The sequence below is a fragment of the Ralstonia sp. ASV6 genome, assembly GCF_016429285.1.
Taxonomy (GTDB): domain Bacteria; phylum Pseudomonadota; class Gammaproteobacteria; order Burkholderiales; family Burkholderiaceae; genus Ralstonia; species Ralstonia flaminis.
Genome location: NZ_JAELUI010000052.1, coordinates 1 through 23840 on the forward strand (window position 1 = coordinate 1; position 23840 = coordinate 23840).

Sequence of the window (23840 nt, forward strand, 5' to 3'; positions counted from 1 at the left end):
GGCGAGAGAGCAGGTATTTCAGGTGGCTGTAGCGCTCCACCAGAAAATCGCGCAATACGGCGCGGCCGCCGTCAGCCATGACGCCCCCCCGCTGAAATGACGGAGACCGACACGGCCGGCGCAACACAGCCCCAGCTCTGCCCCGATGCACGCGGCATCACAACAAAGGTGAATGGCTGTGCTACAGACGCCGGCACGGCCTCGCCTACCGACACGCCCTGCAGCGCGTTCACCACCAGCCGATCGAGCACCGCATCGCCGGTGGAATCGAGCAAATGCACCGGGCCAATGCTGCCCTGCGCATCCACCCACAAGCGCAATGCGATGCGATGCCGGCCTTGGGCAAGGATTGGGTTCGCGCAGAACGCATCGCGTATCCGATGCTGGATCAGGCCGTAGTACCGGCGTTGCGCGGGCTGGTTGGCGGTATCGGTATCGTTTGCCTCCGCGCTGGCCTGGGCGCGCACGGGCAACAGCACCAGCGTGTCGGCACCGGTGTAGCGCGGGGCCAGGCCACTGCCCTCCAGCAAGCGCAGCAACGCCATATGCGGCGTCATGGCGCCGCGCACGGCAGGCGCAGCACGGCCCGCCGTCAACGCGCTGTCATACAGCAAGGACATGCCGGTGACGGCGCTGTAGTGCTCCAGCGCACGCTGCAGCGGCTGCGGCTCGATATCGAACCAGCGCTCGACATCCAGAGGCGGCGCTCCGGCAATGACGGCCGGCTCCGGCTCGACAGGGTCGGCAGACACGGCAGGATGGAAAACGCAGACGCCGATCATCGCGATGCACCAAGGCAGTATCCGCCGCGCACCACCCGATGCGACGTTTCCAGCCATACCCGGTCAGTGAGAGACGCGTGCTACATCGCCCGGTGTGCGGGCGTGTTTCACAACGCGCAAGTGTGAAGTAAGCGCGTAGGGTAGTAATGCAACGTGACTGTTCTGTTACAGCACCCGTTGGAGGGGGTGCAGAGCAAGTGCACGCTCAGGCGTTTGAATCGCCCCCATGCGGGCTGGGGGTGCGTGGGGAGACCACTGCCGCGGCGTGGTCGATCGGGCCATCCGGAAAGAAAAAAGGCGGCCAGACCAGGGCCGCCGAAGGAGACACCGCCGCGCTCAGTGCGCCACGGCGTTGAAATTGGGCGGCCGCCGATCGACGAACGCCCGGAACGCTTCATGCGCCTCGGGAGATTGCAGCCGCTTGGCAAAGCAGGCACTCTCCGCATCCATCTGCTGGGTGAGCAACTCGGCATCACGCATCAAACGCTTGGTTTCGGTCAGTGCACCCAGCGGCTGACGTGCCAGACGCTGCGCGATCGCCTGTGCTTCATCGCCGAGCTTGTCGAGCGGCACCACCCGGTTCGCCAAACCCCACGCGAGCGCGGATTGCGCGCTCACCGCATCACCCAGCGCAAACATCTCGAACGCGCGCACGTGGCCCAGGCGCGCAGGCATCAGCAGGCTCGATGCCGCTTCCGGCACCAGCGCCAAGTTGACGAACGGCGTGGAGAGCTGCGCGTTCTCCGCCAGCAGCACGAAGTCGCAATGCAGCAGCATGGTGGTGCCAATGCCAACCGCACGTCCCTGCACCGCTGCCACCAGCGGGCGCGTGGCGCGCGCCAGTGCATGGATGAAGCGGATAACGTTGCGCACGCCGCCGTTACCGCCGCCGGCCATCGCCACGGAAGCGAATTCGCCGATGTCGTTGCCGGCCGAGAACATGTCGCCCTCAGCGCGCAGCAGTACCACGCGCACGGTGTTGTCGTGCTCGGCAGCGTCCAGCGCATCGGCCAGCGCGCCGTACATGGCATCGGTGATGGCGTTCTTCTTGTCGGCGCGTGCCAGGGTGAGCGTCAGCACGCCATCGGCGTTGTTGCTCTGGATGTGTTCACTCATTGCTCGTCTCCTGTGGGGAACTTGGTTTGCAGGCTGGCCAGCCAGCGTGCGACGACGTCGATCTCGGCGTCGGTAAAACCTTCGGTCAGGCGTGCGTTCAGTTCGGTCAGGCCGCCGCGCGTTTCGGCCAATGCAGCCCGGCCGGCGGGGGTCAACCAGAGTTGCCAGGCGCGGCCATCCTTGGCGTCGGCGCGGCGCTCGATGAGGCCGGCGTCGGCGGAGCGATCCACGAGGCCGCTCATGGCGGAAGGGCCGAGGTCGAGCGCAGCGCCGGCTTCGCGCATCAGCGCGCCGTCGTTCTTATCCAAGAAGAACAGCAGGCCGGATTGCGCAGCGGTCACGCCCTCGCCGGTGCGCGTTTGAATCCATCGCTGCAGGCGGCGTTGCCCGACGTTGATCAGATAAACAAGGCGGCGATCGGGTGCCGTCATGCGGCCTCCGCGGCGTCAGGCACACGTGCGGCCGCTGCCTGTGCGGCAAGCCAATCGGCCAGACCGGGCCAGAGCGTGTCGACAAACTTCGGGCGGAAGAAGCCCATGTGTCCGACGGCGCCGCCCGCCTCTGCCCGTGCGATCTGGCGACGCTCGACCCAGGTGTTGGTGAAGTGCTGCGTCAACGCGTTGATGGCAGGCGGCGTGGCCCAAGGATCGTCGTCAAAGCCGTAGACGAGCACCGGGTTCGTCACGCGGTTGAAGCGCTCGACGGCACCGAGTGTCGGATCATCGAAAAAGTAGCGCTGCATGCCGGCCCACGCGCCCCATTCAATGGCAACGCCGCCCGGCAGATCTTCGCCCAGTCCCATGCGTTTGCCGGGCACGTAGCCCATCAGCCGCGCCAGTGCCGGGCCGACACCGCGCAGGATCAGCTCGACACGCCAGCGCTCACCCCGCTGGCGGATGAAGCGCGAGTTGCCCGTGTGGCAGGCCACCAGCACCGCGCCTGCCAGACCCCAGCCCGCACCGCACATGCCAATACCATGGCCACCCACCGAGTGCCCGACCGCCAGTTGCGGCAGGTCTGGATACTCCGCCCGCGCCCAGCGCGTCACGCCTTCCGCATCGAGCAGCATCCAGTCGCGCATGCGCGCAGCGAAACCGCGCAAGGTCTTCGGCCGGGATGCGCCGATGCCGCGGTAGTCGTACGTAATGGCGTGGAAGCCACGTGCGGCCAGGAACTGCGCAAAGGCCTGATAGATGCGTTGCGGCACCCCTGTGGCCGGGTGCATGACGACCACGCCCTGCGGCGTGCCGGCAGCTGCCCAGAACGTGGCGCCCAGGGGGTAGCCGTCCGTGGCGGGAATGGTTTGCGGCGTGCTGTCCATCGTATTCATTTAGTTCGCATGCGAAGTTATTTACTTTGTATGCGAACTAAATGGGTGTGTCAACCACCAAAAGATAAAGTACTTGCTTAACTATTCAGAGTCGCTATAGTTAACAACATGCTTAACCATGACACTTCTCTCGATCTCGCCTTCCAGGCGCTGGCAGACGGCAACCGGCGCGCGATGCTGGTTCAGCTCGTGCGCGGCCCGGCTTCTGTCAGCGAGCTTGCACAGCCGCTCGATATCTCGTTGCCGGCTGTCATGCAGCACTTGTCGGTGCTGGAGAACTCCGGTCTCGTGCGATCGGAAAAGGTGGGCCGCGTGCGCACCTGCCGCATCGAACCCGGAGCCCTGAGCCTGGCAGAGCAGTGGATCAACCAACGGCGCCTGGAGTGGGAACAACACTTCGACCGTCTCGGCGCCTATCTGGAAACCCTCAAAACCCAAGGAGACCCGCATGACGACGACCATTGACAGCCCCACCGCCACGACCCTGCGCCCGCTCGTGATCTCGCGCACCTTTCCTGTATCGCGCGACTGGGTCTTCACGGCGTGGAGCACCGCTGAACACATCAAACGCTGGTTCTGCCCGACGCACTACACCGTGCCGGACGCGACGGTCGAGTTTCGCGTGGGCGGCAAGTTTGACGTGTGCATGCGCTCGCCCGAAGGGCAAGACCACTGGTCGCGCGGCCACTTTGTCGAGATCGTGCCCAACGCGCGCCTGGTGATCGACATGAACGTAGTGGACGGCGACAACCGCCCGCTGATGAACGCCCACACCGTCGTCACCTTCGCCGAAGAATGCGGTGGCACGCGCATGGAAGTCACGCAAACCCACACGCCGCTCGCCCCGATTGCCGAGATGATGATCAAGGGCGCGCCAGAAGGCTGGAAGCAAACGCTGGACAAGCTGGAGCGCGAAGCCGCACGTGTGCCGCTGGCCGATGGCATCAAGCGCTCGGTCGTGCATGCCACCTTCACCGTCGAGCGCACGTACGATGCACCGCGCTCACGCGTGTTCAAAGCGCTGACGGACCCGGCCGCCAAGGCCAAGTGGTTTGCCGGCGGCAACGGCTACACCCTGCTGGTGCGCGAAATGGATGCTACCCCCGGCGGCCGTGAAGTCGTCAAAGGGCGATGGGACAGCGGTGTGGTGTCGAGCTTCGAGGCGACGTATCACGACGTGATCCCCGACGAGCGCGTCGTCTACTCGTACGTGATGCACCTCGATGATCGCAAGATCTCCGCCTCGCTCGCCACGCTGGAACTGCGCCCGGCCAAGGATGGCTCGGGCGGCACGCACCTCGTCATGACCGAACAAGGCGCCTTCCTTGACGGCTATGACGATGCCGGTTCGCGCGAGCGCGGCTCGCAGTTCCTGCTGGACATGCTGGGCGACTCGCTCAAGGACTGAGCATACGCAGCACGTCGCGCGCGACGGTCGCCAGGGTGATCGCCGCGCCGACGATGAGCGTCATGCCCCACAGCACGCCACCCACATAGGCGAACAGGACTTGACGCGTGGTCATGACGCGCCTCAGCTCTTGTCCGCCACGTACTGCGCGATGCCGTGGCCGAACGACCAGTTCTCGGGCAGCACTTCCACCAGGTTGATAAACACGTCTTCGGGCCGTAGGCCAGGGCTCTCTTGCAGCACCTCGACGATGCGGCGGTAGAGCGCCTGCTTTTGCTCGCGCGTGCGCGTGTTGCTGACGGTGAGCTGGAGAAGAATCGCATCGTCGCTGCGCGCGATACCGAAGTACGTGGGGCTGACGCTGAAGGTGCTGGCGTCGTGCTCGGTGATCGCCATGAAGCGATCGTCTTCCGGCACGTTGAAGGTCTCGCGCATGGCGCGATAGACGCCGTCGAAAATGGCCTGGTGGTAGGCGGCTGGCTTGCCGCGCCGCAATGACACTTGAACGAGAGGCATGGTGGACTCCGTGTTTGGTGATGAACCGTGCTCACAGCATGCCTCGGGTTGTTCATTTCAAAAAGACATCCTAAGATATTTCAATCATTCGATTTCAAAATGATTGAATCATGAAGATGCTCGATCTGGAGGCCGTCCAAGCCTTCGTGTTGACCGCCGACCTGAAGAGCTTCACGCGTGCCGCTGAGGCAATGGATTCCACGCAATCCGCCGTGAGCCTGAAGATCAAGCGGCTGGAAGATGCACTGGGCCGCCGCCTGCTGGAGCGCACGCCACGGCTGGTGCGGCTGTCACAGGACGGCAGCGCCTTTCTCGGGCCGGCACGTGATCTGGTGGCCGCGCATGAAGGTGCGATCGGCTCGTTCGGGGTGGAGCGGCGCCGGCTGTCAGTCGGCATGAGCCACCACATCGTCGGCGCAGAATTGCCGCGCCTGCTGCGCCAGATGCGTCGGGCCGAACCTACCCTGACGCTGGAAATCCGCATCGACAGCTCGCGGGAAATCCTCGACGCATTTGAAGACGGCGCACTGGATGCGGCCGTGATCCTGCGCCACGACAGCCGCCGCACCGATGGCGAAGTCCTCATGGAAGAGCCCTTCGGCTGGATGGCCGCCCCCGACTTCGAACACCGCAGCGGAGAACCGCTCTACCTTGCCACCCAGGCCGAACCGTGCCGCGTGCGGGAGATGGCCGTCACCGTACTGGATGCGGCGGGCATTGCGTGGCAGGAAGTGTTTGTCGGCGGCGGCGTGGGCACGATCGGCGCAGCCGTCGCTGCCGGGTTGGCCGTGGCCGCGCTCAGCCGGCGCGTAGCACCGCCCGGCACCATCGACGTGGGCGAATCGCTCGGCCTGCCGCCGCTGCCACCGCGCAGCGTGGTGCTGCATTCTCGGGTGGCCGATCCGGTGGCAAGAAAGGCGCTGCGCACCTTTTCCACCACCCTGCGCGCAACGGCCGGGCGATAACGCGGCAGGCGCACATTTGCGCAATCGCTGCACCACGCGGCGCCCTTCGGGCGGCTATGCTTTCCGGCATGAAACCCCGCACCATTCGCGACTACCACCGCCGCATCGCCCGCGTAATCGAGGCGATCCTGGCGGATCCCGCCGCCCCGCACACCGTGCTGAGCCTGGCGGAGGTCGCACACCTGTCGCCATTTCATTTCCACCGCATCTACCGCGCGCTCACAGGTGAGGGTGTGTTCGAGACGGTACAGCGCGTGCGGCTGGCGCAGGCGGCCCAGCGCCTGACCGGAGCGGAGGATTCCGTCACCGACGTCGCGCTCAATGTCGGCTATGGCAGCCCACAGGCATTTGCCCGTGCCTTTCGTGAATTCACGGGCATCAGCCCGCGCGCCTTTCAAACCCGGCAGCAAGAATTAGCCGTACCGACCACGGAGGCCACGGGTCTGCCGCCGCTCGAACTGGTCGAGCAGCCGCCCCTGAGCGCGCTGTGTCTGCGGCACGAAGGCCCGATCGCGACCATCCGCCAGACCTTCATCGCGCTGTGGGAGGCGCTTGGCATCGAGAGCACGTCGCCGGATGCGCCTGATCGCATCGGCATCTGCTATGGCGATCCGGAAACGCCCGGCTCGTTTGAGTACTTTGCCGGCGTCATCCTGGATGCACCACGCGCGATCACAAACGGCCTGCAGCCGGTACGCGTTGAAGGCGGCATCTATGCCTCACACCGGCTCATCGGCCCCTATGCGCTGATCGCCCCCACCATGCAGGTACTCTACGGCCGCAGCCTGCCCAGCTACGGCTTCGAGCCGGACGACCGCCCCACGCTGGAGCTGTATCGCAGCAGTGCGCGCCAACACCTGCCGCGCGCCTGCGTGACTGACCTGATGATCCCCATCCGCAAGGAGTAAAGATGCTGCGTCGTTGCCTGACCGCCGCCATGGCGGTCTTTGTCGTGAGCGCTGCCTGTGCAGCCGAGCCCGCTGCGCCCTATCACGTGGGCGAAACCTCCCGCGTATTCCATCCACAAGTCGAACGGCATTGGCGTGGCGCACGCACCGAAGCGCTCGTCACCAACATCTGGTATCCAGTGGAGGCTTCTGTTCCTGAAACGCCGCGCGACATCGGCGAGCCGGGCCACCCGTTGTTTCGCGCACACCCTGCTGCCCATGACGCACCGCTTGCGGGTACGCAAAACACCTACCCGCTACTCGTGCTCTCGCATGGCACGGGGGGCACCGCAGACAGCCTCGACTGGCTGGCTGCCGCTCTGGCCGCGCAAGGCTACATCGTCGCGGGCACGAACCACCCCGGTAACAACGCATTGGAGCCACTCACGCACGACGGTTTCATGCTCTGGTGGGAACGCGCAACGGATGTGAGCGAAGTCATCGATGGCGTGCTGGCCGACGCGGCACTTGGCGCACATGTCGACCGCGACCGGATCGGCGCAATAGGGTTTTCGTTGGGGGGCTATACGGTGCTGGAGCTGGCAGGCGCACGGACCAACTTCGCGGCGCTCATGGCGTTCTGCGGTTCGCCGCAGGCCGATGCGATCTGCCACCCACCGGAGATGCGCCGCGTAGAGACTGGCCCGCAGCCCACCGCATCGAAGACGCCGCAAACAGAGGCCTCGATTGCACGCTCGGGAGCGTCCTACCGGGACGAACGCATCAAGGCGGTCTTCGCCATCGCGCCGGCGCTGGGCATGGCGATGGACCCGAACTCGCTTGGCAACATCACTGTCCCCATCTCACTGATGGCTGGTGATGCCGATGTGACAGTCCCCGTGGAAACCAATGTGCGCCGCATCGCCGGGCTGCTGCCCAAGGCGGATCTGCTGCTGGTGCCGGGCGCCTCGCACTACACCTTCATCGACACCTGCGTGCCGGGCGCGGCAGCGCATCTGCCGGCGTGGCTCTGCCAGGACAACCCAGGCGTGGACCGTGATGATGTGCATGCGCAGGCCGTGCACCGTGCGCTGGAGTTCTTCCGGGCGACGCTGCCGGCCAAGACCTGAGCGCCACCCGCAGGCTGCTTATTGCTTCTGAAGGGCCACGCTGCCGATCGAATAGCCCGCACCAAACGAGCAGATCAGACCCAGGTCCCCCGACTTCATGTCGGTGCGATGGCGGTGGAACGCAATGATCGAACCTGCCGACGCCGTATTGGCAAACTCATCCAGAATGACCGGCGCTTCGTCCGCCGAGGCGTCGTGTCCCAGCAGACGCTTGCCGATCAACTGATTCATCGCCAGGTTGGCCTGATGCAGCCAGAAACGGCGCACATCCGCCGGCGTGTGCCCCAGTTGCTGCAGATGGCCGGCGATATGCTCGGCCGCCATCGGGCAGACTTCCTTGAACACCTTGCGGCCTTCCTGGCGGAAGAGCTGGTCGCGGTCGTCCGGATTGCGGTCTTCGCTGCGCGAGAGATAGCCGGCGTTGTTGCGGATGTTGTTCGAGAAGCTGGTCGCACACTTGGTGCCCAGCACACGCCAGGCGTCGGTCGAGCGGGTCTCATCTGCGCGCTCCACCAGCACGGCCGTACATACATCACCGAAAATGAAGTGGCAGTCGCGGTCTTTCCAGTCCAGGTGGCCAGAGGTGATCTCGGGGCTCACCACCAGCGCGGCACGCGCGGTGCCGCTACGCACGGCATTGATGGCCTGCTCCAGCCCAAAGGTGGCTGACGAGCACGCAACGTTCATGTCGAACGCATAACCGCCCGCGCCGATGCCGTTCTGAATTTCGACGCCCAGGGCCGGATACGGACGCTGGAAGTTGGAGGTTGCGCAGAGCAACATGTCGACGTCGGCAGCGTCGCGGCCGGCAGCTGCCAGGGCCTCGCGCGCGGCCGCCACACCGATCTCGGCCTGCAAGGACAGCGCATCATCCGGGCGTTGCGTCAGGTGCGGACGCATGCGCGCCGGGTCCAGCACGCCGGTCTTTTCGATCACATAGCGCTGGCGGATGCCCGAAGCCTTCTCGATGAATTCCGCCGACGATTCCGACAACGGTGCCAGTTCGCCCGCAGCAATGGCCGCTGCGTGCTCAGCGTTGTAGCGCTGTGCGTAGGCGTTATAGGAAGCGACCAGCTCCTCGTTAGTGATGACCTCCGGCGCGACCCACAGGCCCGTGCCGCTGATAACAACGTCGTGCATACCCGGTGTTTGTGAAATTTGTGTGGCGGGGACGATAGCACATTGGGTGGGGGGTGGGCCGGGCTGGGGTGTTGTCGTTTACATCTAGTCCAAGCGGCGACGTGCTCCCGTAGCCGCTTTACGGCTAGGTTTGCCCCAGCGAGTCGCCGCAGCCTTCCGCACGGCCTCATTCACCGCGTAAGGCACAGACCTAGTGGCCTGCCGCAACTCAGGCTGGTCCATGATGACTTCTGCTTGCACGCCAATGACCTGCTTCGGCTGCACCTCGTGTCCAGCATCAGCATCCGCCACCAAGCGATAACCGCCACCGCGAACTGTCTCGATCAGACCATCGCAAGCGGTGCCAGCCAGTGCCGCACGCAACTTGCGCACGTGTACGTCGACCGTCCGCTCACCGATGAAGATGTGCTCACCCCAGACTCGATCGAGCAGTTGCGCGCGGGAATGCACGCGGTTCGGGTGCATCACCAGAAAGTGCAACAGGCGGAATTCCAACGGACTGAGCGAGATCGACCGCATCCCTGCCTCAGTTTGTGCGCTCACGCCAAGCGTGAGTGAGTCAAGCTGCAGCCCATGGACCTGCTGGATTTCATCGGCCGGTGGTTTTGGCATGCGACGACGCAAGACAGCACGAATGCGGGCTTGCAGCTCACCCATGTCACAAGGCTTGACCATGTAGTCGTCAGCGCCCGCATCGAGCGCCGCGATCTTGGTGTGGTTATCGTCAAAGTGCGAGAGCACGATGACCGGCAGGCTGCACATATGCTTGCTGGTACGCAACGCTTGCAACGTATCGATCAGTTTGCTCTTCGGTTGTGCCCAATCGATCACCAGCAAATCGAGCGAAGCTGCATAAGCGGTGGCCGATGCCCGGTCAACACTGTCAACCCGTTGCACAACATGTCCAACGCCACGCAGGGACAACAACAGTCGTTCCCGCTCCGCTTGGTCTTGTTCGACCAGCAATATCTGCTTACCCACGCTTTAAGTCTCCCCACTAACCAGTTTCGACAGGCTTTGGCGTTGGCAGCGATGGACGCCTCGAAGACAGCGCATGGGCGAGCTAGCTGTTCGCCCCATCCCACACTGTCAGCGCATTGAATGCTTCGTCTGCCCACGCCAAGCACGTGCCGAGATATTCGGCCTTGCGGGCTTCATCCAGGGTAAAGAAGTGTTCCAGACCGTAGGTGTGCAGCATGGCCAGGAACGAGCGGAGCTTGGAAAGCTTGTCGAACAGTTCGGCATGCGCATCCAGGCGCAATGCAATGTACGAAATCGGAATGCAGATCAGAGATGGGATAGGTCACGCTCGGTCTCCTTTGAACGAGAACTGCGCGCCACCGCAAATGAGGGTGGGCGAGCACGGACGAGGTGGAACACCGATGCATACCAGTCGGGGCGGCCGAAGCCGCTCTCGCCCGGCTCGCCCATAGAGACGAAGCCAGGCCATAGCAAATGAGGACAAGAGTCTATGCTCGACTCTTGCCCGTTACTCACGAGGGTTCCACGCCTCGATCCCTTTCTCTATGGCACCGAAAGGGATGGGCAAGAGTCCAGCGATGAATGGCTGGAGCCTACAAGGCTGCCTAGCCAAAATCAGAATTATCGCAGACTGGGTTGTTCGGCTCCCCTCCCAGCACCACACCTAGGCCACAGCCAACCACGCTGGTCACGGCGCTCAACCCTCCAATCACCGCAGCCACGCCGGAATACCGACGGGGCATCGCATTCTTGTTCATGCTGAGCTGGTTGAAGGGTTGGTTGGGTTGAGGGCCAGCGCCATCATGCGCGCTGATACTGCGGGGCGCTCCACATGCCGGATTAGGGTTCAGGCCGCGAGCGGTCAACGCCGCGAATTGCCCATGCTACTGCCCGATGTCCTGGGCAACTGAGGCGAGCGCGGTATCAATCCGGATCGCTGTTCGCACCCCGCGCACGATGTAGGTTTTCTGCTTGTCGACATCGCCGGGCTTACGCATCCAAAGTTGGGCAAATAGCCCATCCTTGGCGGAATATCGCCCGAACCAGTTGATGACCTGCCCGACGTGGCACTGGGAGCCAACCCAGATCGGTATGTCCCCGACAATCTCATAGCTGTAGTGACCCGGGCCAAAACCGAAGTAGCTCCCCGTGTCCGTCACGCCTGCCGGAATAGGACAGAGGGGCTCCTGTTCCGATCCGGCATCGTGTGCCTTCTCCTTATCGACACCGCGAAGCGCCTGCGTCAGCGCTGTAGCCAGCGGCTTGTCCAGCATGGTTGCCGCGCGTTCGCCTTCGGCCCTCTGAACCCTCGGCACCGTCAGCCGATAGCGATAGTGAATCGTCAGTTTCGGCACCGTCCCGACAATCGAGAGTGGCCGCAACAGATAGACGTTGTCTTCTCCATAGCGACTGTTTCGGTAAGCAACGTAGGTGCGCCCGCGCAAGCTGATCCAGTTCGCCGACTGATTGCTGCCTCGCGCATTCTCAGAGTAGAGAGCGTCTTGGACGGACGACATGCCCGCATCATCGCCCACCACCACTGGGCTTTCCTCTGCCGCCATGGACAAGTAGGCACCTTCAAACTTCCCGCCGTGCCGACGCAAGACACTCGTGTATGTGAACAGCCCTGTCCCGCCAATATAGGAGTGGATTGCCAGATCGCGCTCCGCGTTGCCGTCGATATGAAGCAAGGTATAAGACGCAGAACCGTTCTCGCCGCCGCCGTCGACCTTAGAAGCCTGCAGCGCGCGCCACTCGTCTTCCGTCACGCCCTTCGGTCGCTTTTTGGGAAAGTGCGAGACGCTATCGTCCTCGCCACCCACATTCGAGAATTCCGTGATCTCTGTCTTGATCCTGAACTGGTCGATCGCCTTTTCCAGTGGGAACTCGGAGTCAGTCTTCCGCATCGCTTCCACGGCTTGCCGCAAATCCTCAAGCGCTTGCTGATCGATAGCGTCCGGCTGATATGCAATGGCAACACACAACTGCGCTTGCAGTTCACCGATGCGTTCTCGATATTTGCCGGTCAGGCAGTTCACGTCGGCGTTGCACTGGTCTCGGATTTTCATCCAGCCCAACTGGGCTTGGCGCAGGGCGCTGCGTTGCCTGGGCTGCGCCCGAATGAGCTTGCCGTAGAGCGACGACAGTCTGCCATCTAGCCTGTGCAACGTGTCGTCGGCGCAGATTGCGGTTTGCGTGCTGCCCTCAACTCGGCTGCAATCCAGCCCAGCAGCAAACGCGGGCTGTGCAGCGGCCATCGGCAGGGCCAGCAGGGCCAGGGCGGATAGGAATTTATAGTCGTTGCGTTTCACGTTGATATTTCCGTCGCTGAAGGTAGCTGTCTGCTCTTGAGCCAGCTTGCGCCAAGGACCGGCACCTGACGGCAACCCCCCCTGGTATCCGGCCCGCCTTGTCCAACCTCCAGGTCGTTGCCATTCCCATCCGTTCCAACGCCGATTGCGCTGTAGGAGTACGCGGTTTGGTACGCCGTACCATCGAAGCGATGTAGGTGTGCTGGTGCTCGCCCATGCTGACCCGAGCCACCGCGAGAAGGTCCGGCATGCCATTGCAGTTGCTTTCCAGCACGCCGGAAGGTCCATCGTCGATGGCGAGTAAAGGCTCATACTTGCCGTTTCTGATGCGATAGAGCCATTCGGACGCATTGACTTGGTTGCCGACCATTTCACAGGTTCCGAACAGAAACTTGCCGTGCCGGCCGCTAGCCGACTGCATGACGACCTCGATGGTTGGCAGAATCTGCGAGACCGACCAGCTTGAGCACATCGTGCTGGGCCTGCACGTCGATGTTGTGCTGCCCCGCAGTGATCTGTAGGCGAGACCTTTACTGCCGCCACACCGCTCACGGTGACCGCCTGCTACACCCTTACTGCTGCGGCTTTGCCCACAGCGGACTCTTATTGTCCGAGGCCAGCACCTGCGCGAGCACGTCAGCATCGGCATCGCGCGCCGGCGCTGTGTTGTTCTTGCGGGAGCGCACGATCTTGGAGCGCTTCTTTCCGTGCTTCTTCGCCTGAGCTTTGGCCTTTGTGCTGACTTGAGCTAGGTTGGCAGAGGCTTGTGATGTCGTGGTCAGTTGAGCGCCGATGCTGGCGTTCATCCAGACGGCGGTGAGAAGGGTCACAGCGATTTTGTATTGCATCGTTCTAAGAGATAAACTAATTGATTTCTAGAGTTTTTAACCTGCGACGATTCGTAAAGATGCAAGGTCACAAACTGACGCCTTTTGCAAAACAACGTCAACCCACAACACCTTTTCTCGGCAACTGAAATTAATTCGAAAATCGGATAGTTGACAAAGATTTTACAACCTCATCCATGGCACCAAATGGGATCGCCAATGGTCGCCCCGAGTTCTCAGCAGCCCCCATCAGAACATTATCACCACTCAAAGCGCAGAATCGCAAAGCAGCCAATTTCTTACGACTCTTCGATGCCTTATATCCAATCAAAAATCCAACCCAATTCGCCCCGGATATCTCCGCGAACACATAACTCTCGCCCTTTTTGAGAATTGGCCTTGGAATCCACTTCCCATCTTTCAGATCTGCTGGGCAACGCAAATCATTACCCTCACGCACATCGTTTAAAGCTGGACTAACTTCCGCCCCCTCGATCGCTTTCCGCCCCAAAGTTTGTGCTGAGAAATTCTCAGCGCTTTCACACATCATCCCCAGCCACTTGTCTTGACGAGACCCTTTCTTCTCAAAATTCCATGAAGCGCCAAAACTCGTCTCTGCCTGTTGCAGATGTGCCTCCCCGCCCTCCTTCGATCCGGAGTAATAAACAACCAGATCCGGGTCATTGAACGTCATGCGTTGACCAGGGAGAAGATCAATGGAAAACCGACACTTTCCCAAGTCCACGGCAAACTTGCTTGGGCCGCTCGCTGTCGCAACTTCTCCAGGGGCGTTCCCCACTGTCACCAATGACTGACTTAGGCACGGTGCTTGAAAGATGAGCCCAGCGATCGCCAGAACCCATGCATTCGCATAGCTCACTCCACCTCCCTCCGTTCAAAGCCTTGAGGTATATCACGCGTAACACCATCGGATACAAAGTCCATGCTCCAGATTTCGTTGATGCCGTGCGATGCTCTTTGGCTGGCGCAGCCGCACCGACCTGTTGCGCTTGGGGCGCGGCGACTGCAAAAACGACCATGATGATCAGTTCGGCAGTAAGGTGACGTTGCATCGTTCGAACATATCGGCGGCCTTGTCAGTCGGCACACCTCATGCAGGCTCGGCAGCTTAGGCGTCCATCGCTACTCATTTGCGCATCGACTATATCTACCGTCGTGATTGAAGTTACTGCTAGCTTTGCACCACGTAGGGTTGTACGTGCCGATTAATGTTCGGTAGAAATTGATCATCACAATTTCCCAACAAATCGCAGAGAATTCATCATATTCAAAAATAGATCGTAACTTAACCCATTCTCAAGACTGAACTCTCGCTTCCTCAGAAGGCAAACACCTGTAAGCTGAGCTGTCATTGCATCATTACCTACCATGACATGAACGCAGCGATACGCCTTTGTAAACTCTCTCAATGGCTTGCAACCCGGACGTACTTTCCCAAATGTCTCCTCTGCAACCCACCCGTGCCAGTTAGCCCCGTGAATTGGCGTGATCTTTGTATCGGTTACCGGCCCACAGTTTGACTCGCCATACGCTGCCGCACGCCGTAACGCAAGAGCACCGCTTCCGTTTGCGAAAAATATTCCATCACCATCATCGCTGATTTTCTTATCGATACCGACATTCTCGATCACAAAGCTGATACGCGCCCCCCCAGAATTTTGATTCGGATCATATTGAATATCCATATCCAAAACAGCCTGCCCACCATTCTCATACGATCCCGTGCACCCAAAGCCCATTGGCTGATCATATACATATCTAAGATCCGGAACACGCATTGACATCCCGCATTGCCGCTCAACATCCGGATCCATGACATTGGTTGCTACGCTCTTGATCTTTACGGCATCCGCTGCCGATTGAGCGTTGGCACCTACGCAAATGAGAAATGCACAAACAAATGCAATCCAACGAATCACTGGAGGTCCTCCACCTGGCGACGTAAGCCACTCTCGACCGGCATGGTTGGCATGTCATTCAAAATGAAATACGCATAGCGGAAAAACTGTTGACGCGCCGGCAAGCCACCAGCCCCTCCAACTGAGCCGAAGCAAGATTGGACATCCTGGTTGCTAGAACCATGGTCTGCCTTACGGTTAATTTGAGTTTTAACCCAAAAGTACCCCGCCGAATCCGCAGCAATCTCCGAATCAGACTGCAACAACCCTGGGTTCGGGTCAGTTGTAAAATCTCGATGGCGATATTCCTGGTATTGACGATAGCCCTTTCGCCAAGTGAGATGAATCAAGCCACGCCCCCTGAAGCGAGGACCATCGCCAAGCTGAACATTTTCGCCCCCCACGGCCTTGTTATGAACCTCACCCGGGCGTTGCGCAATGTATGTGGCGCGATCTCTATTCTTTAAGAAGCCAAGAGTTTGAAGCCAGCTGTGCTTGTGATCAAAATCATATGCCGCATCTTCAGGAGTATAGTTTTCATACATTTTTCTGAAATAATTATCATCTCCGTTTTCGCTAGTTGAACGCAGGGCACCGGTCTCCTTAAATATCTGCCCAAGGAAATGCGCTTTTCTAAGACTACTGTCAATTCCGTACTTCCTAGACATGCGATTCAACGCCAACCATATCCCAGATGGAAATTTCCCGGCCGTATTATTATTACCCTCGGTGAATCTCTTTTTGCTTTCCGCCCAAGAGATCTGGCCGCCCGCATCCGACATCGAGCTGCGCGGCAAAAGTTGAACCTGCTCTCGCAAGCTCAACCATCCGCATTTTCTAAAATGGTAGACAAACTGAAGCGGGTGCAAATGCCACACCGACCGCTCCAGTTCCCCCGTCTTATCCCAAAAAGCCAGTTTCTGGACATGAGCCTCAAAAGCCTGCCAACTTTCTTCGGTCTCCAGGGGCTCTCCCGGTTGCCGCAATTTTGCGTACCTGGCATCGAGATCCCCAGCATCCCATTCACTCGGATGCTTGACCACCAGATGCCGCAACTTCTGCTTCCCCGCATCGCTGACGTCTTCGAGAAGCTGCAAGGCACGCGGATCATCCACAAATGCATCATCCGGACTAGCAATCTGCCCCTCCTCCACCTTCTCCCAACCTCGCCAATATGGGAAATCGGCATCTGACAGCGCAACGATGTCGGTTTGAGCCAGATCGATGTAGCCAGTCGCACCATCGCTGTAGCGCACCAGTTGCCAGTTCTGATTCGTGTTTGTTGTATCACTCGACAAGATACGCCCGAAGCGCAACCATTCAAAGCCGGCGCTCGGACAGTCCGCATATAGAGCGCTGGCAAGCCGGAACAATTCATATTCGTAATTGACCTGCTTCACCGATGTACCCAGCTGCACATAAGTGTCGCCTTGTTTCACACAGGTGGTCGTAGTGCGCATACCTCTGCCCAACTGAACGCTAACGATCAACTGGTCGCTGTTTGTTCCGGCTTGACCAAGGTCGAGCGGAAAGAATTGGCCTCCGCCCAAGGGAATGCGGTGAGGATGAACCGCGTTCGGGTGCCGCGCCACAAAAGTTTTGCCGGCTGGGATAACGAAATGCGCATCCCCATAAAAGTCAACACTAGCAGTCTGGTCTGCAGCCGATGCATTGGCTTTCCAGAAGTGCTGCAGATGCTCGTCCGTCGTGAATATTTCAAAGTGCACACGCCTATCCGTCTGACCGTACTGCAAACCTGGGTAGCCAAGAATATCCTTGCGATAAACGCGCGCCAGCCCCCGTTCCGTCGCTGTGCTCATCGGCGGCGACTTGGCGTCGGGGCCCATCGCACCAGCCTGCTTGAAAAGCGGGATGAGGCTGCTGACCTGATCCTCCGGCATGCCTGTACGGCACGCCAGATGCATGTATAGGGAATAGAACACAACAGGCGTGTTCTCACCGCTCTCAGTCTCGTGCTTGATCAAGACAAAACTGGTGTCATACGGCTGGCCTTGGTACTGCTCACTAGCTGAGGCCTGTCGATAAGCGACGATCGTTCCGTCGGCAATGGCACGAATCGGGGTGGCGTTCGTCGCCTCCAAATGCAAACCACCGTGCCACACCTTGTATTGCCCAATCGTGTTCGCCGGATACTGCCCGGCAGGGCTTGTTGCCCGTGCCAGCATACGAGCTAGCACGGCTTCCTCAGTATCGTCCGCCTGCGGCGTTTCCAGAATGGGGTAGCTGATCAGCATGAAAGCTAGGCAAGAAAATCAGGAGAACGGGAACGCGCCCTTGAGGTTGAACGGAGACTGCGGGAAGTTCGGCAAGCTGTAACTCGTGCCCTGTGGCCCCTGAAACGTCCGCTGCGCCGCCTTATACGTAATCGGCCCAGCACACTCCACGGTAATGTTCCCCCCCTCAAGCGTGATCGACGCCCCGCCCGCCGTAGCAATGCGAATCCGCTTGGCCGCCGCAAAGTCCACGTTCATGTTGGCCGACACCAGCTTCAGGTCCTGCTTGGCCATCAGCTTGAGCACGTCGTGCTGGGCCTGCACGTCGATGTTGTCCTGCCCCGCGGTGATCTGCAGCCCGATGTTGTTGTCACCGGCCTTGGACAAACCCGCCGCTACGCCAATCGCCTGACCGGCATGCATACGCGCCTGCTTGCCAATGGCGAGGTTGGTGTCCTGCCCGCTGCCCAGGGCGATGCTCTCGCCGTTGGAGAACTGCAAGTCTTGCCCCGCCACCATCACCAGGCCAGCCCGGCCGGCAAGGTGCGCCATGGCTTCGCCCTGCTGCGGCACCTTGCCTTGCGTGGCGGTGTTGCCGGCGCTGGCGTCTTGCTTGGCGGCATCCAATGCCTTGCCGTCGACCATGCCTGCCGCAGCCTTGGCCTGCTTGCCCAGCGGTGCGTCGTCATCCTTGGCGGTAGCGAGTGCCGCGGTCTGGTGCGTGACAGCACCTTGCCCAAGCGATGCGGTCAGCGCCTTGGCTTGCTTGATGAGCGCAATGCCCGCCGCGTTGTCGCCGGTGGGTAGCGCTTTGCCACTGGCGGCATCCCGATAGGTGGTGAGCAGCAAACCCGCCTGACCACGCACGGCGGCGTGCCCATCGGTACGCAACTCGAAGCCCTGACCACGGAAGGTGCCGCGCCTGTTGTCTTGCTGATGGACGAGGTGACCCAGGTTGAGCTGGCTGTACTGCTGCGTGGTGGCGAGCTGCGTGCGCAACTGGCCGTCGCTGTCGTCAAAGACGAGTTGGTTGTAGCCGCTGCCGCCATGTTCGGCGCTCTTGAAGCCGGTGTGTGCGGCGGCATTGCGGTGGCCTTCGGCTTCGGTGCCCATGCCGTGCCACGCTGGGCTGTGACCACCAGCCACGTTGCCTTGCGCACTGGCGGCGCTGTCGCTGCCTTGCTTGTAAAGTGCGGCGCCATCGCTCTGGCCAGATGCGCCTTGCCCACCCGGCGTGGGCGCGATACCGGCCTCGCCCTGCCCGTTGTACAGCGCGCCAATCACGACGGGTTGGTCGATATCATCTTCGCTGAACTTGACGAGCACTTCCTGGCCGATGCGTGGCAGCCACTGCCAGCCCATGCCTGAACCAGCCTGGCGCTGCGCGACGCGCACCCAACGGGTGCTGCGGTCGTCAGCGCGCTCACCTTGTTGCCATGGGAAGCGAACGCGGATTTCGCCGGCGGGGGTCGTGTGGTGTTCGCCATCGCCACCCGCCTGAGTCTGGCCGTCGGGGCCAACCACGATGGCGCTATGCGCACCCTGCGCGGTGGGCGCTGCATAGAGCTGGTAGGCGGCCGTGGTATCCACCAAAATTCAGGCCGCCAAGCTTGCTTGCTTCTTGGCTGACTCTGAGCGATTCATTGGTGATCGGTTGGAGGGCAGCAATTTAGCCGGGTTCGTTGCGGTTTCTGGCTGCACACCTATCGGCTGTATCAGATGGCCTTCGTCTCGCAAAGACGACAGCAGTTGTTCCCGTTCTGCTTGGTCCTGTTCGACCAGCAAAATCTGAATACCCACTTCGAATCTCCCGATGATATTGGCGGCACTCTTCTGTCTCCGGTGCGCTCATGTATGCATTTCTTATTGGCTATTTGCCCCGTCCCACACGGTCAGAGCCTTAAAGGCTTCGTCTGCCCACGTCGAACACGTGCCGAGATACTCCGCCTTGCGGACTTCATCCAGCGTAAAGAAATGTTCTAGGCCATAGGTGTTCAGCATGCCGAGGAATGCGCGCAGCTTGGAGAGTTTGTCGAACAACTCCGCATGCGCTTCCATGCGCAGGGCGATGTAGGCCTCGGGGTGGGAATCAAGGATGGGATGGGTCACGCTCGGTCTCCATTGAACGAAACTATGCGCCACCGCAATGAGGGTGGACGAGCACGGACGAGGTGGAACACCGATGAACACCAGTCGGGGCGGCCGAAGCCGCGCTCGCCCGGCTCGCCCATGAAGACGAAGCCAGGCCATAGCAGACAGAGGGCAAGGTCTATGCTCGACTCTTGCCCGGTGTTCACGAGGGTTCCACGCCTCGATCCCTTTCTCTATGGCACGAAAAGGGATGAGCAAGAGTCTAGCGATGATTGCCTTGGGCTGACAGGGGTGTCGGCCAAAATCAGAATTATCGCAGAGTCGTGCCCATCACCACGGACCGACCACCGTTTCACAACTATTGGCCTGACCTGCTCCACAAGGGATTCTTGCTGTCCGAGGCTAGTACCTGTGCGAGTACGTCGGCGTCTGCATCGCGCGCTGGGGCTGCGTTGTTCTTGCGGGAGCGTGCGAGTTTGGAGGCTTTCTTGCCGTGCTTCTTCGCTTGTGCTTTGCTCTTTGTGCTGGCATGAATAGTGTTGGCTGGGGCTTCAGACGTGGAAACGTGCTGGGCACAGATGCCTGCGTTCATCCAGATGGCGGTGAGAAGGGCGGCGGCGAGTTTGTATTTCATGAAAATTTGAGAAAATTGAATTGTTGTTGACATGAGCACAAGGAAACATGTCATTCAATCCATTCTAATGGAATCAAGAATTTTCATATACCGCTCGATATATGGATTATTTTTATACCCATCAATATTCATAAAGCATGTCAATGCTTCCGCAGATCGCCTGCTGTTTCCATGAATTGAGTAAATGCACGTTGAATAAAGTGGGCGACGCCCAGAAACTCTATCTCCAATTCCGTCTATTCGCGCAACTAATAGCTGCGTTCCTTCGTTGTTTTTAACAACAACGAGGTTGGGCGGGAGCCTATTCCAGAGTTTATTTGGGTACATTTCTTTATTTGCGAAAAGCCCAGTTTTTCCCGCACCAACTTGAGGGCTTTCCAACAAGCGCTGCTCGAAACTTTGGTCGTCAATAATAATAAATTTCGCGTAAGAAAAATATTCATCAAAGGCGTACCCTTTGGCGCCCCTCTTTCGAATTGGAATGCTAACCCCTGCGACCCAATTGAAAGAATCGCGCACGGTTGAATTCCACTCGGGAGCCTGCCCCGCCGGTCCGTTTACCTCTCTCTTCTTCTCACATCCGCCTCCCTCACTGTTCGGGGGGATGGCGAAATAGAACCCACATAGTTTTGCCTCCTCGCCATTCAACGACGTCCATTCTGCACTGGGCAAGTTGACGAGATGAGTAGGACGTGGAATCGAAGACCTATGGTCAATTACGATTTTGCCACTCTTAATTAAAGAAAGCTTGGCTTCTTTGAAACGCTCGGCTTCAGCAATCCACTGAGACACCACCCCCATGGATTCATCTTGATTGTTGGGGCTATATCTCGATGGTGCGGCCTGTTCCGCACAAAAAGCATAGCTTGCGCACAGTGCTGCAAGGAAAGATATTGTGCACTGCCACTGTGTCATTTTTTCTTCCCTTTCTTCTTGGCCGCGTTGGCTTCTTGTTTCTTCTTGGCCGCTTCTTCCTGCTTCTTTTTCTTGGCCTCTTCTTGCTTGCGCTTTTTCTCTGCCTCTTCTGCTTGGTACTCTGCCGATGTATCCGGATTCAGTGGGCTGTATTGCTGAAGTTGCTCCACCTGATCGTTGAGCGCACGCAGAGCATGGGAGAAATAGGTTCCACGATTGGTTATGTGATTTACACCGCCATTGACTGCTTGTGTTACGCCTCTGACGGCCGCAGGAGTCACCCCGTCATCCGCAGCATGCATTGTAGCCGGGCGGAAGAAGCTGTAATACCAGCCCGACGAATCGCAAGTTTCAAATGCGTTATTTCCGATCAACTCTTGATTTGGGGGTACCGTATAATCCTTTGTTTTTCTATATTCACTATAGGCCGAATACTTTTCCAGTCCAGTAATTTGAATCAAACCCCGACCCTTAAAGTTCTCAGCGTCGTCGGCGTTCCTGTTTCCATTTTTCTTGTCGTAGTCGTGATCGAGAAAGTATTGTCTATCTCCATTTTCAACCACGTCCGTCAGCAATCCCGTTTCCTGTGAGATCTGCCCCCAGAAATGTGCTTTGCGCGAAATATCGGCAATACCGTACTTCACAAACGTCCAGTTCAAGTTGCGCCACAGATCAGGAGGCGACGTTTTGGCAGTACTTGGCCCGCGACCAGGTTCATTGTTGCCGCTGATCAATCTTGCGCGCATGTCCGACCAGAGGGTCACCACGGGAGTAGGTTTTGTGCCAGGTTTGTCATCCGTCCACTCATGTTTCAGCGGAGTCAGCTGAGTCATTTCTTCTAATGTCAGCCAGTTCGCTTTCCGGAACTGTTTGACGAACTGCAAGGGGTGGAAGAACCATAGCGTGGAACTGTTGATTCCGTGCCCTGCCAATGCCCCCTTGATGTCATCCCAGAATTGGAATTTCTTAGCAAACGACAAGAACGCCTGATATTCGGCTTCTTTGCCATAGAATGGACGCCCTTTCTGCTTCAAATCGGAGTAGCGGCTGTCGTTATGGCTAGCGTCCCACTCAGATGGTGCTTTGCAAATCAAGTGCCTAAGCCATTGTCTGATCTCTGGATGGCTCGTCAAATATTGCGCCATCTCATCTTCAGACGTTCGTCCATCATGGTTTGCGTCTGCATCAGCTAACAGCTTAGTTAGGTAAGCAACATCAACTTTACCATCGACGTTTGTCTGCTCTTCCTTGACGCGCCGCCAGCCATTAAAGTGTGGAAAGTCCGCATCGGAAAATTTTAGGATGGCTGCTTGGGCGAGATCTACATAACCAATGTCTTCAGTGCCCGTCCCAAACGGGACTGCCAGCCAGCAATCGGCTGCATTCGACTGCGCCTGATCTACGCCAACGATTCGGCCAAAGCGCAAAAGGTCTGCGCCAGCGCTCATGCACGCTGAGTACATCCGCTTTGCACGCTGGTACAGATCGTACTCATAGTCCTTCATCTCAAAGGCTTGGGTGTTGCTGACTAGTGGAACGTATCGTTTTCCCGCTGGACCAGCGTCCTCCTTAAGAACCCGAAAATATCGAGAACCTTTGTGATACCACATCTCAACTACTAGAGGAGCAGCATTCACCCCAGCTTTCTTATCTGGGAAAAAAACCGAATTTAATCCCCGGCTGTCGTAATACTGCCCCGTTGGCGTCTTCTTTTTTCCAACAACCTCTGCTGCGATTGTCTTGTCTGTTTTCCCAATAAACCCGTGTGCGGCCCGGCTCGGAGTAGTTACGAACGCTGTACCGACAGGAATGTAGAAGTACAATTTACCCCATGGCAATCTATCTGACGATTTCTTCTGCGCGACGAGGCTCTCTGTATCGGGAATTTGCTTAAGCTGCTCTTCCGTTGTGAAGATTTCCACTTGCACCTGGCTTCCATCGTACATTTTCCCTGGATAACCGATGATCTCACGACGATAGATGCGAGGTGCTTTTGCCGGGTCGGCGAACGTCAGCAATTGATCGGAGGCGATCGTCCGCAGTGGCCGGCCAAAATCATCTTCATTGGGGCCGCGACGCACTCCCGTCGCCTTCTCGGCCTCTGCACTCGCCAAATGCATGTACAACGAGAAATATGTGAACTTGATAGGTTCAAGTTTGGCCTCTTGCCCATTCGCAGCAGGAATAAGCTTCGCGCCAATCTCTGTATCATGCCTCAGCAAAACAAAGCCGCGTTCACATGCGGAGCCATGTGAGTCCTTGATTGGCTCTTTGGGATAAAGCGCGGCCACTAAAATGCCATCAGCCACTGCACGAATGGCTTGCAGAGTATTGCTGATCGATAGATGAATTCCACCATGCCACCTCCGATCAAAGCTGATCGGATAGGTGCCATGCATCGCCTGCTGCTCCATCGCAATGGCGTCGGTCTCGCTCAGTGGCCGATTGGGCACATTTACTGGCGCGGGCTGGTCGATGAGTTCTTTTGCGAACTCATCGTCCTCAGTCTCGGAAAGCTCGCCGGGGCGATTCTCCATGCGATTCTTCGACTGATCGCTCTTGGGAAGAGCGGCAGGTTTCCACTCCTTCTGGCCGACAAATACTTCGCCGGCTTCCTTGCCTTGGGGCAGGATTGGGTACGAAATCAACATAA

At 59.2% G+C, this 23840-nt stretch carries 24 protein-coding genes and 2 pseudogenes; 5 read left to right on the forward strand and 21 right to left on the reverse strand.

What is annotated here, in order from left to right; genetic code table 11:
- Positions 1-71: 71 nt before the first annotated feature.
- The 4 genes from JHD73_RS29620 to JHD73_RS12490 all read right to left on the reverse strand — a co-directional run bounded on the left by JHD73_RS29620 (position 72) and on the right by JHD73_RS12490 (position 3228).
- Complete coding sequence (locus JHD73_RS29620; RefSeq protein ID WP_199030593.1) at positions 72-752, reverse strand: TonB C-terminal domain-containing protein; 681 nt, start codon at positions 750-752, stop codon at positions 72-74.
- A gap of 366 nt (positions 753-1118) precedes the next feature.
- Positions 1119-1898, reverse strand: coding sequence for an enoyl-CoA hydratase (locus JHD73_RS12480; protein WP_199030594.1), 780 nt, complete (start codon positions 1896-1898; stop codon positions 1119-1121).
- A complete protein-coding gene (locus tag JHD73_RS12485; protein WP_199030595.1) occupies positions 1895-2329 on the reverse strand; it encodes a MarR family winged helix-turn-helix transcriptional regulator in 435 nt (144 codons plus the stop codon). Before JHD73_RS12485 ends, JHD73_RS12480 begins: the two co-directional genes overlap by 4 nt.
- A complete protein-coding gene (locus tag JHD73_RS12490; RefSeq protein WP_233176927.1) occupies positions 2326-3228 on the reverse strand; it encodes an alpha/beta hydrolase in 903 nt (300 codons plus the stop codon). The genes JHD73_RS12485 and JHD73_RS12490 overlap by 4 nt, the downstream gene beginning before the upstream one ends.
- 108 nt (positions 3229-3336) lie before the next feature.
- Between JHD73_RS12490 and JHD73_RS12495 the strand changes: the two genes are divergently transcribed.
- Both JHD73_RS12495 and JHD73_RS12500 read left to right on the forward strand, forming a co-directional pair.
- Entirely contained in the window at positions 3337-3693 is a 357-nt protein-coding gene (locus JHD73_RS12495; protein ID WP_199030596.1) for a helix-turn-helix transcriptional regulator, read from the forward strand.
- Positions 3677-4636 carry an SRPBCC family protein gene (locus JHD73_RS12500; RefSeq protein WP_199030597.1) on the forward strand — a complete coding sequence of 320 codons (960 nt, stop codon included), beginning with the start codon at positions 3677-3679 and terminating at the stop codon, positions 4634-4636. The genes JHD73_RS12495 and JHD73_RS12500 overlap by 17 nt, the downstream gene beginning before the upstream one ends.
- Here JHD73_RS12500 and JHD73_RS29510 read toward each other — a convergent pair.
- Together JHD73_RS29510 and JHD73_RS12505 are read right to left on the reverse strand one after the other, a co-directional pair.
- Positions 4626-4751, reverse strand: coding sequence for a hypothetical protein (locus tag JHD73_RS29510; RefSeq protein ID WP_269848274.1), 126 nt, complete (start codon positions 4749-4751; stop codon positions 4626-4628). The two genes, JHD73_RS12500 and JHD73_RS29510, sit on opposite strands and share 11 nt — an antisense overlap.
- 8 nt (positions 4752-4759) lie before the next feature.
- Entirely contained in the window at positions 4760-5152 is a 393-nt protein-coding gene (locus JHD73_RS12505; RefSeq protein ID WP_199030598.1) for a tautomerase family protein, read from the reverse strand.
- A 110-nt stretch (positions 5153-5262) separates the two neighbouring features.
- Here JHD73_RS12505 and JHD73_RS12510 point away from each other — a divergent pair, with 110 nt between their 5' ends.
- The 3 genes from JHD73_RS12510 to JHD73_RS12520 all read left to right on the forward strand — a co-directional run bounded on the left by JHD73_RS12510 (position 5263) and on the right by JHD73_RS12520 (position 8134).
- A complete protein-coding gene (locus JHD73_RS12510) occupies positions 5263-6117 on the forward strand; it encodes a LysR family transcriptional regulator (protein WP_199030599.1) in 855 nt (284 codons plus the stop codon).
- A 68-nt stretch (positions 6118-6185) separates the two neighbouring features.
- Positions 6186-7025 (forward strand): GyrI-like domain-containing protein, encoded by an 840-nt coding sequence (locus JHD73_RS12515; RefSeq protein WP_199030600.1) that lies wholly within the window; start codon positions 6186-6188, stop codon positions 7023-7025.
- Between the two features lie 2 nt (positions 7026-7027).
- Positions 7028-8134: a prolyl oligopeptidase family serine peptidase gene (locus JHD73_RS12520; RefSeq protein WP_199030601.1), complete on the forward strand. Its 1107-nt coding sequence runs from the start codon at positions 7028-7030 to the stop codon at positions 8132-8134.
- Between the two features lie 18 nt (positions 8135-8152).
- Here the strand turns inward: JHD73_RS12520 and JHD73_RS12525 are convergent, their stop codons facing one another.
- The 15 genes and pseudogenes from JHD73_RS12525 to JHD73_RS12590 form a co-directional block, all read right to left on the reverse strand.
- Positions 8153-9274 carry a beta-ketoacyl-ACP synthase III gene (locus JHD73_RS12525; protein ID WP_199030602.1) on the reverse strand — a complete coding sequence of 374 codons (1122 nt, stop codon included), beginning with the start codon at positions 9272-9274 and terminating at the stop codon, positions 8153-8155.
- A gap of 84 nt (positions 9275-9358) precedes the next feature.
- Positions 9359-10255, reverse strand: coding sequence for a winged helix-turn-helix domain-containing protein (locus JHD73_RS12530; RefSeq protein ID WP_199030603.1), 897 nt, complete (start codon positions 10253-10255; stop codon positions 9359-9361).
- Positions 10256-10337: 82 nt separating this feature from the next.
- The gene (locus tag JHD73_RS12535; RefSeq protein ID WP_233176928.1) at positions 10338-10535 is read right to left on the reverse strand and encodes a hypothetical protein; all 198 of its coding nucleotides are present in this window, start codon (positions 10533-10535) and stop codon (positions 10338-10340) included.
- Positions 10536-11139: 604 nt separating this feature from the next.
- Positions 11140-12567 carry a lysozyme inhibitor LprI family protein gene (locus JHD73_RS12540; RefSeq protein WP_368735534.1) on the reverse strand — a complete coding sequence of 476 codons (1428 nt, stop codon included), beginning with the start codon at positions 12565-12567 and terminating at the stop codon, positions 11140-11142.
- Positions 12548-12988: a hypothetical protein gene (locus JHD73_RS12545; protein WP_199030604.1), complete on the reverse strand. Its 441-nt coding sequence runs from the start codon at positions 12986-12988 to the stop codon at positions 12548-12550. Before JHD73_RS12545 ends, JHD73_RS12540 begins: the two co-directional genes overlap by 20 nt.
- Before the next feature lie 151 nt (positions 12989-13139).
- A complete protein-coding gene (locus JHD73_RS12550) occupies positions 13140-13373 on the reverse strand; it encodes a hypothetical protein (protein WP_233176929.1) in 234 nt (77 codons plus the stop codon).
- Positions 13374-13545: 172 nt separating this feature from the next.
- The gene (locus JHD73_RS12555; RefSeq protein WP_199030606.1) at positions 13546-14088 is read right to left on the reverse strand and encodes a hypothetical protein; all 543 of its coding nucleotides are present in this window, start codon (positions 14086-14088) and stop codon (positions 13546-13548) included.
- A gap of 556 nt (positions 14089-14644) precedes the next feature.
- Complete coding sequence (locus JHD73_RS12560; RefSeq protein ID WP_199030607.1) at positions 14645-15334, reverse strand: hypothetical protein; 690 nt, start codon at positions 15332-15334, stop codon at positions 14645-14647.
- Positions 15331-17568, reverse strand: a complete 2238-nt coding sequence (locus JHD73_RS29110; RefSeq protein WP_233176930.1) for a M23 family metallopeptidase — start codon at positions 17566-17568, stop codon at positions 15331-15333. The genes JHD73_RS12560 and JHD73_RS29110 overlap by 4 nt, the downstream gene beginning before the upstream one ends.
- 18 nt (positions 17569-17586) lie before the next feature.
- Positions 17587-19116: pseudogene (locus JHD73_RS12570) on the reverse strand (DUF2345 domain-containing protein); the annotation flags it as partial.
- Between the two features lie 141 nt (positions 19117-19257).
- A pseudogene (locus JHD73_RS29740) lies at positions 19258-19347 on the reverse strand (DNA-binding response regulator); the annotation flags it as partial.
- A gap of 63 nt (positions 19348-19410) precedes the next feature.
- Positions 19411-19656, reverse strand: coding sequence for a hypothetical protein (locus JHD73_RS12575; protein WP_368735535.1), 246 nt, complete (start codon positions 19654-19656; stop codon positions 19411-19413).
- 340 nt (positions 19657-19996) lie between these two features.
- Positions 19997-20272 carry a hypothetical protein gene (locus tag JHD73_RS12580; protein WP_233176931.1) on the reverse strand — a complete coding sequence of 92 codons (276 nt, stop codon included), beginning with the start codon at positions 20270-20272 and terminating at the stop codon, positions 19997-19999.
- Positions 20273-20326: 54 nt separating this feature from the next.
- Entirely contained in the window at positions 20327-21187 is an 861-nt protein-coding gene (locus tag JHD73_RS12585; protein ID WP_199030608.1) for a hypothetical protein, read from the reverse strand.
- Positions 21184-23838, reverse strand: a complete 2655-nt coding sequence (locus tag JHD73_RS12590; protein WP_199030609.1) for a hypothetical protein — start codon at positions 23836-23838, stop codon at positions 21184-21186. The genes JHD73_RS12585 and JHD73_RS12590 overlap by 4 nt, the downstream gene beginning before the upstream one ends.
- Between the last annotated feature and the right edge of the window lie 2 nt (positions 23839-23840).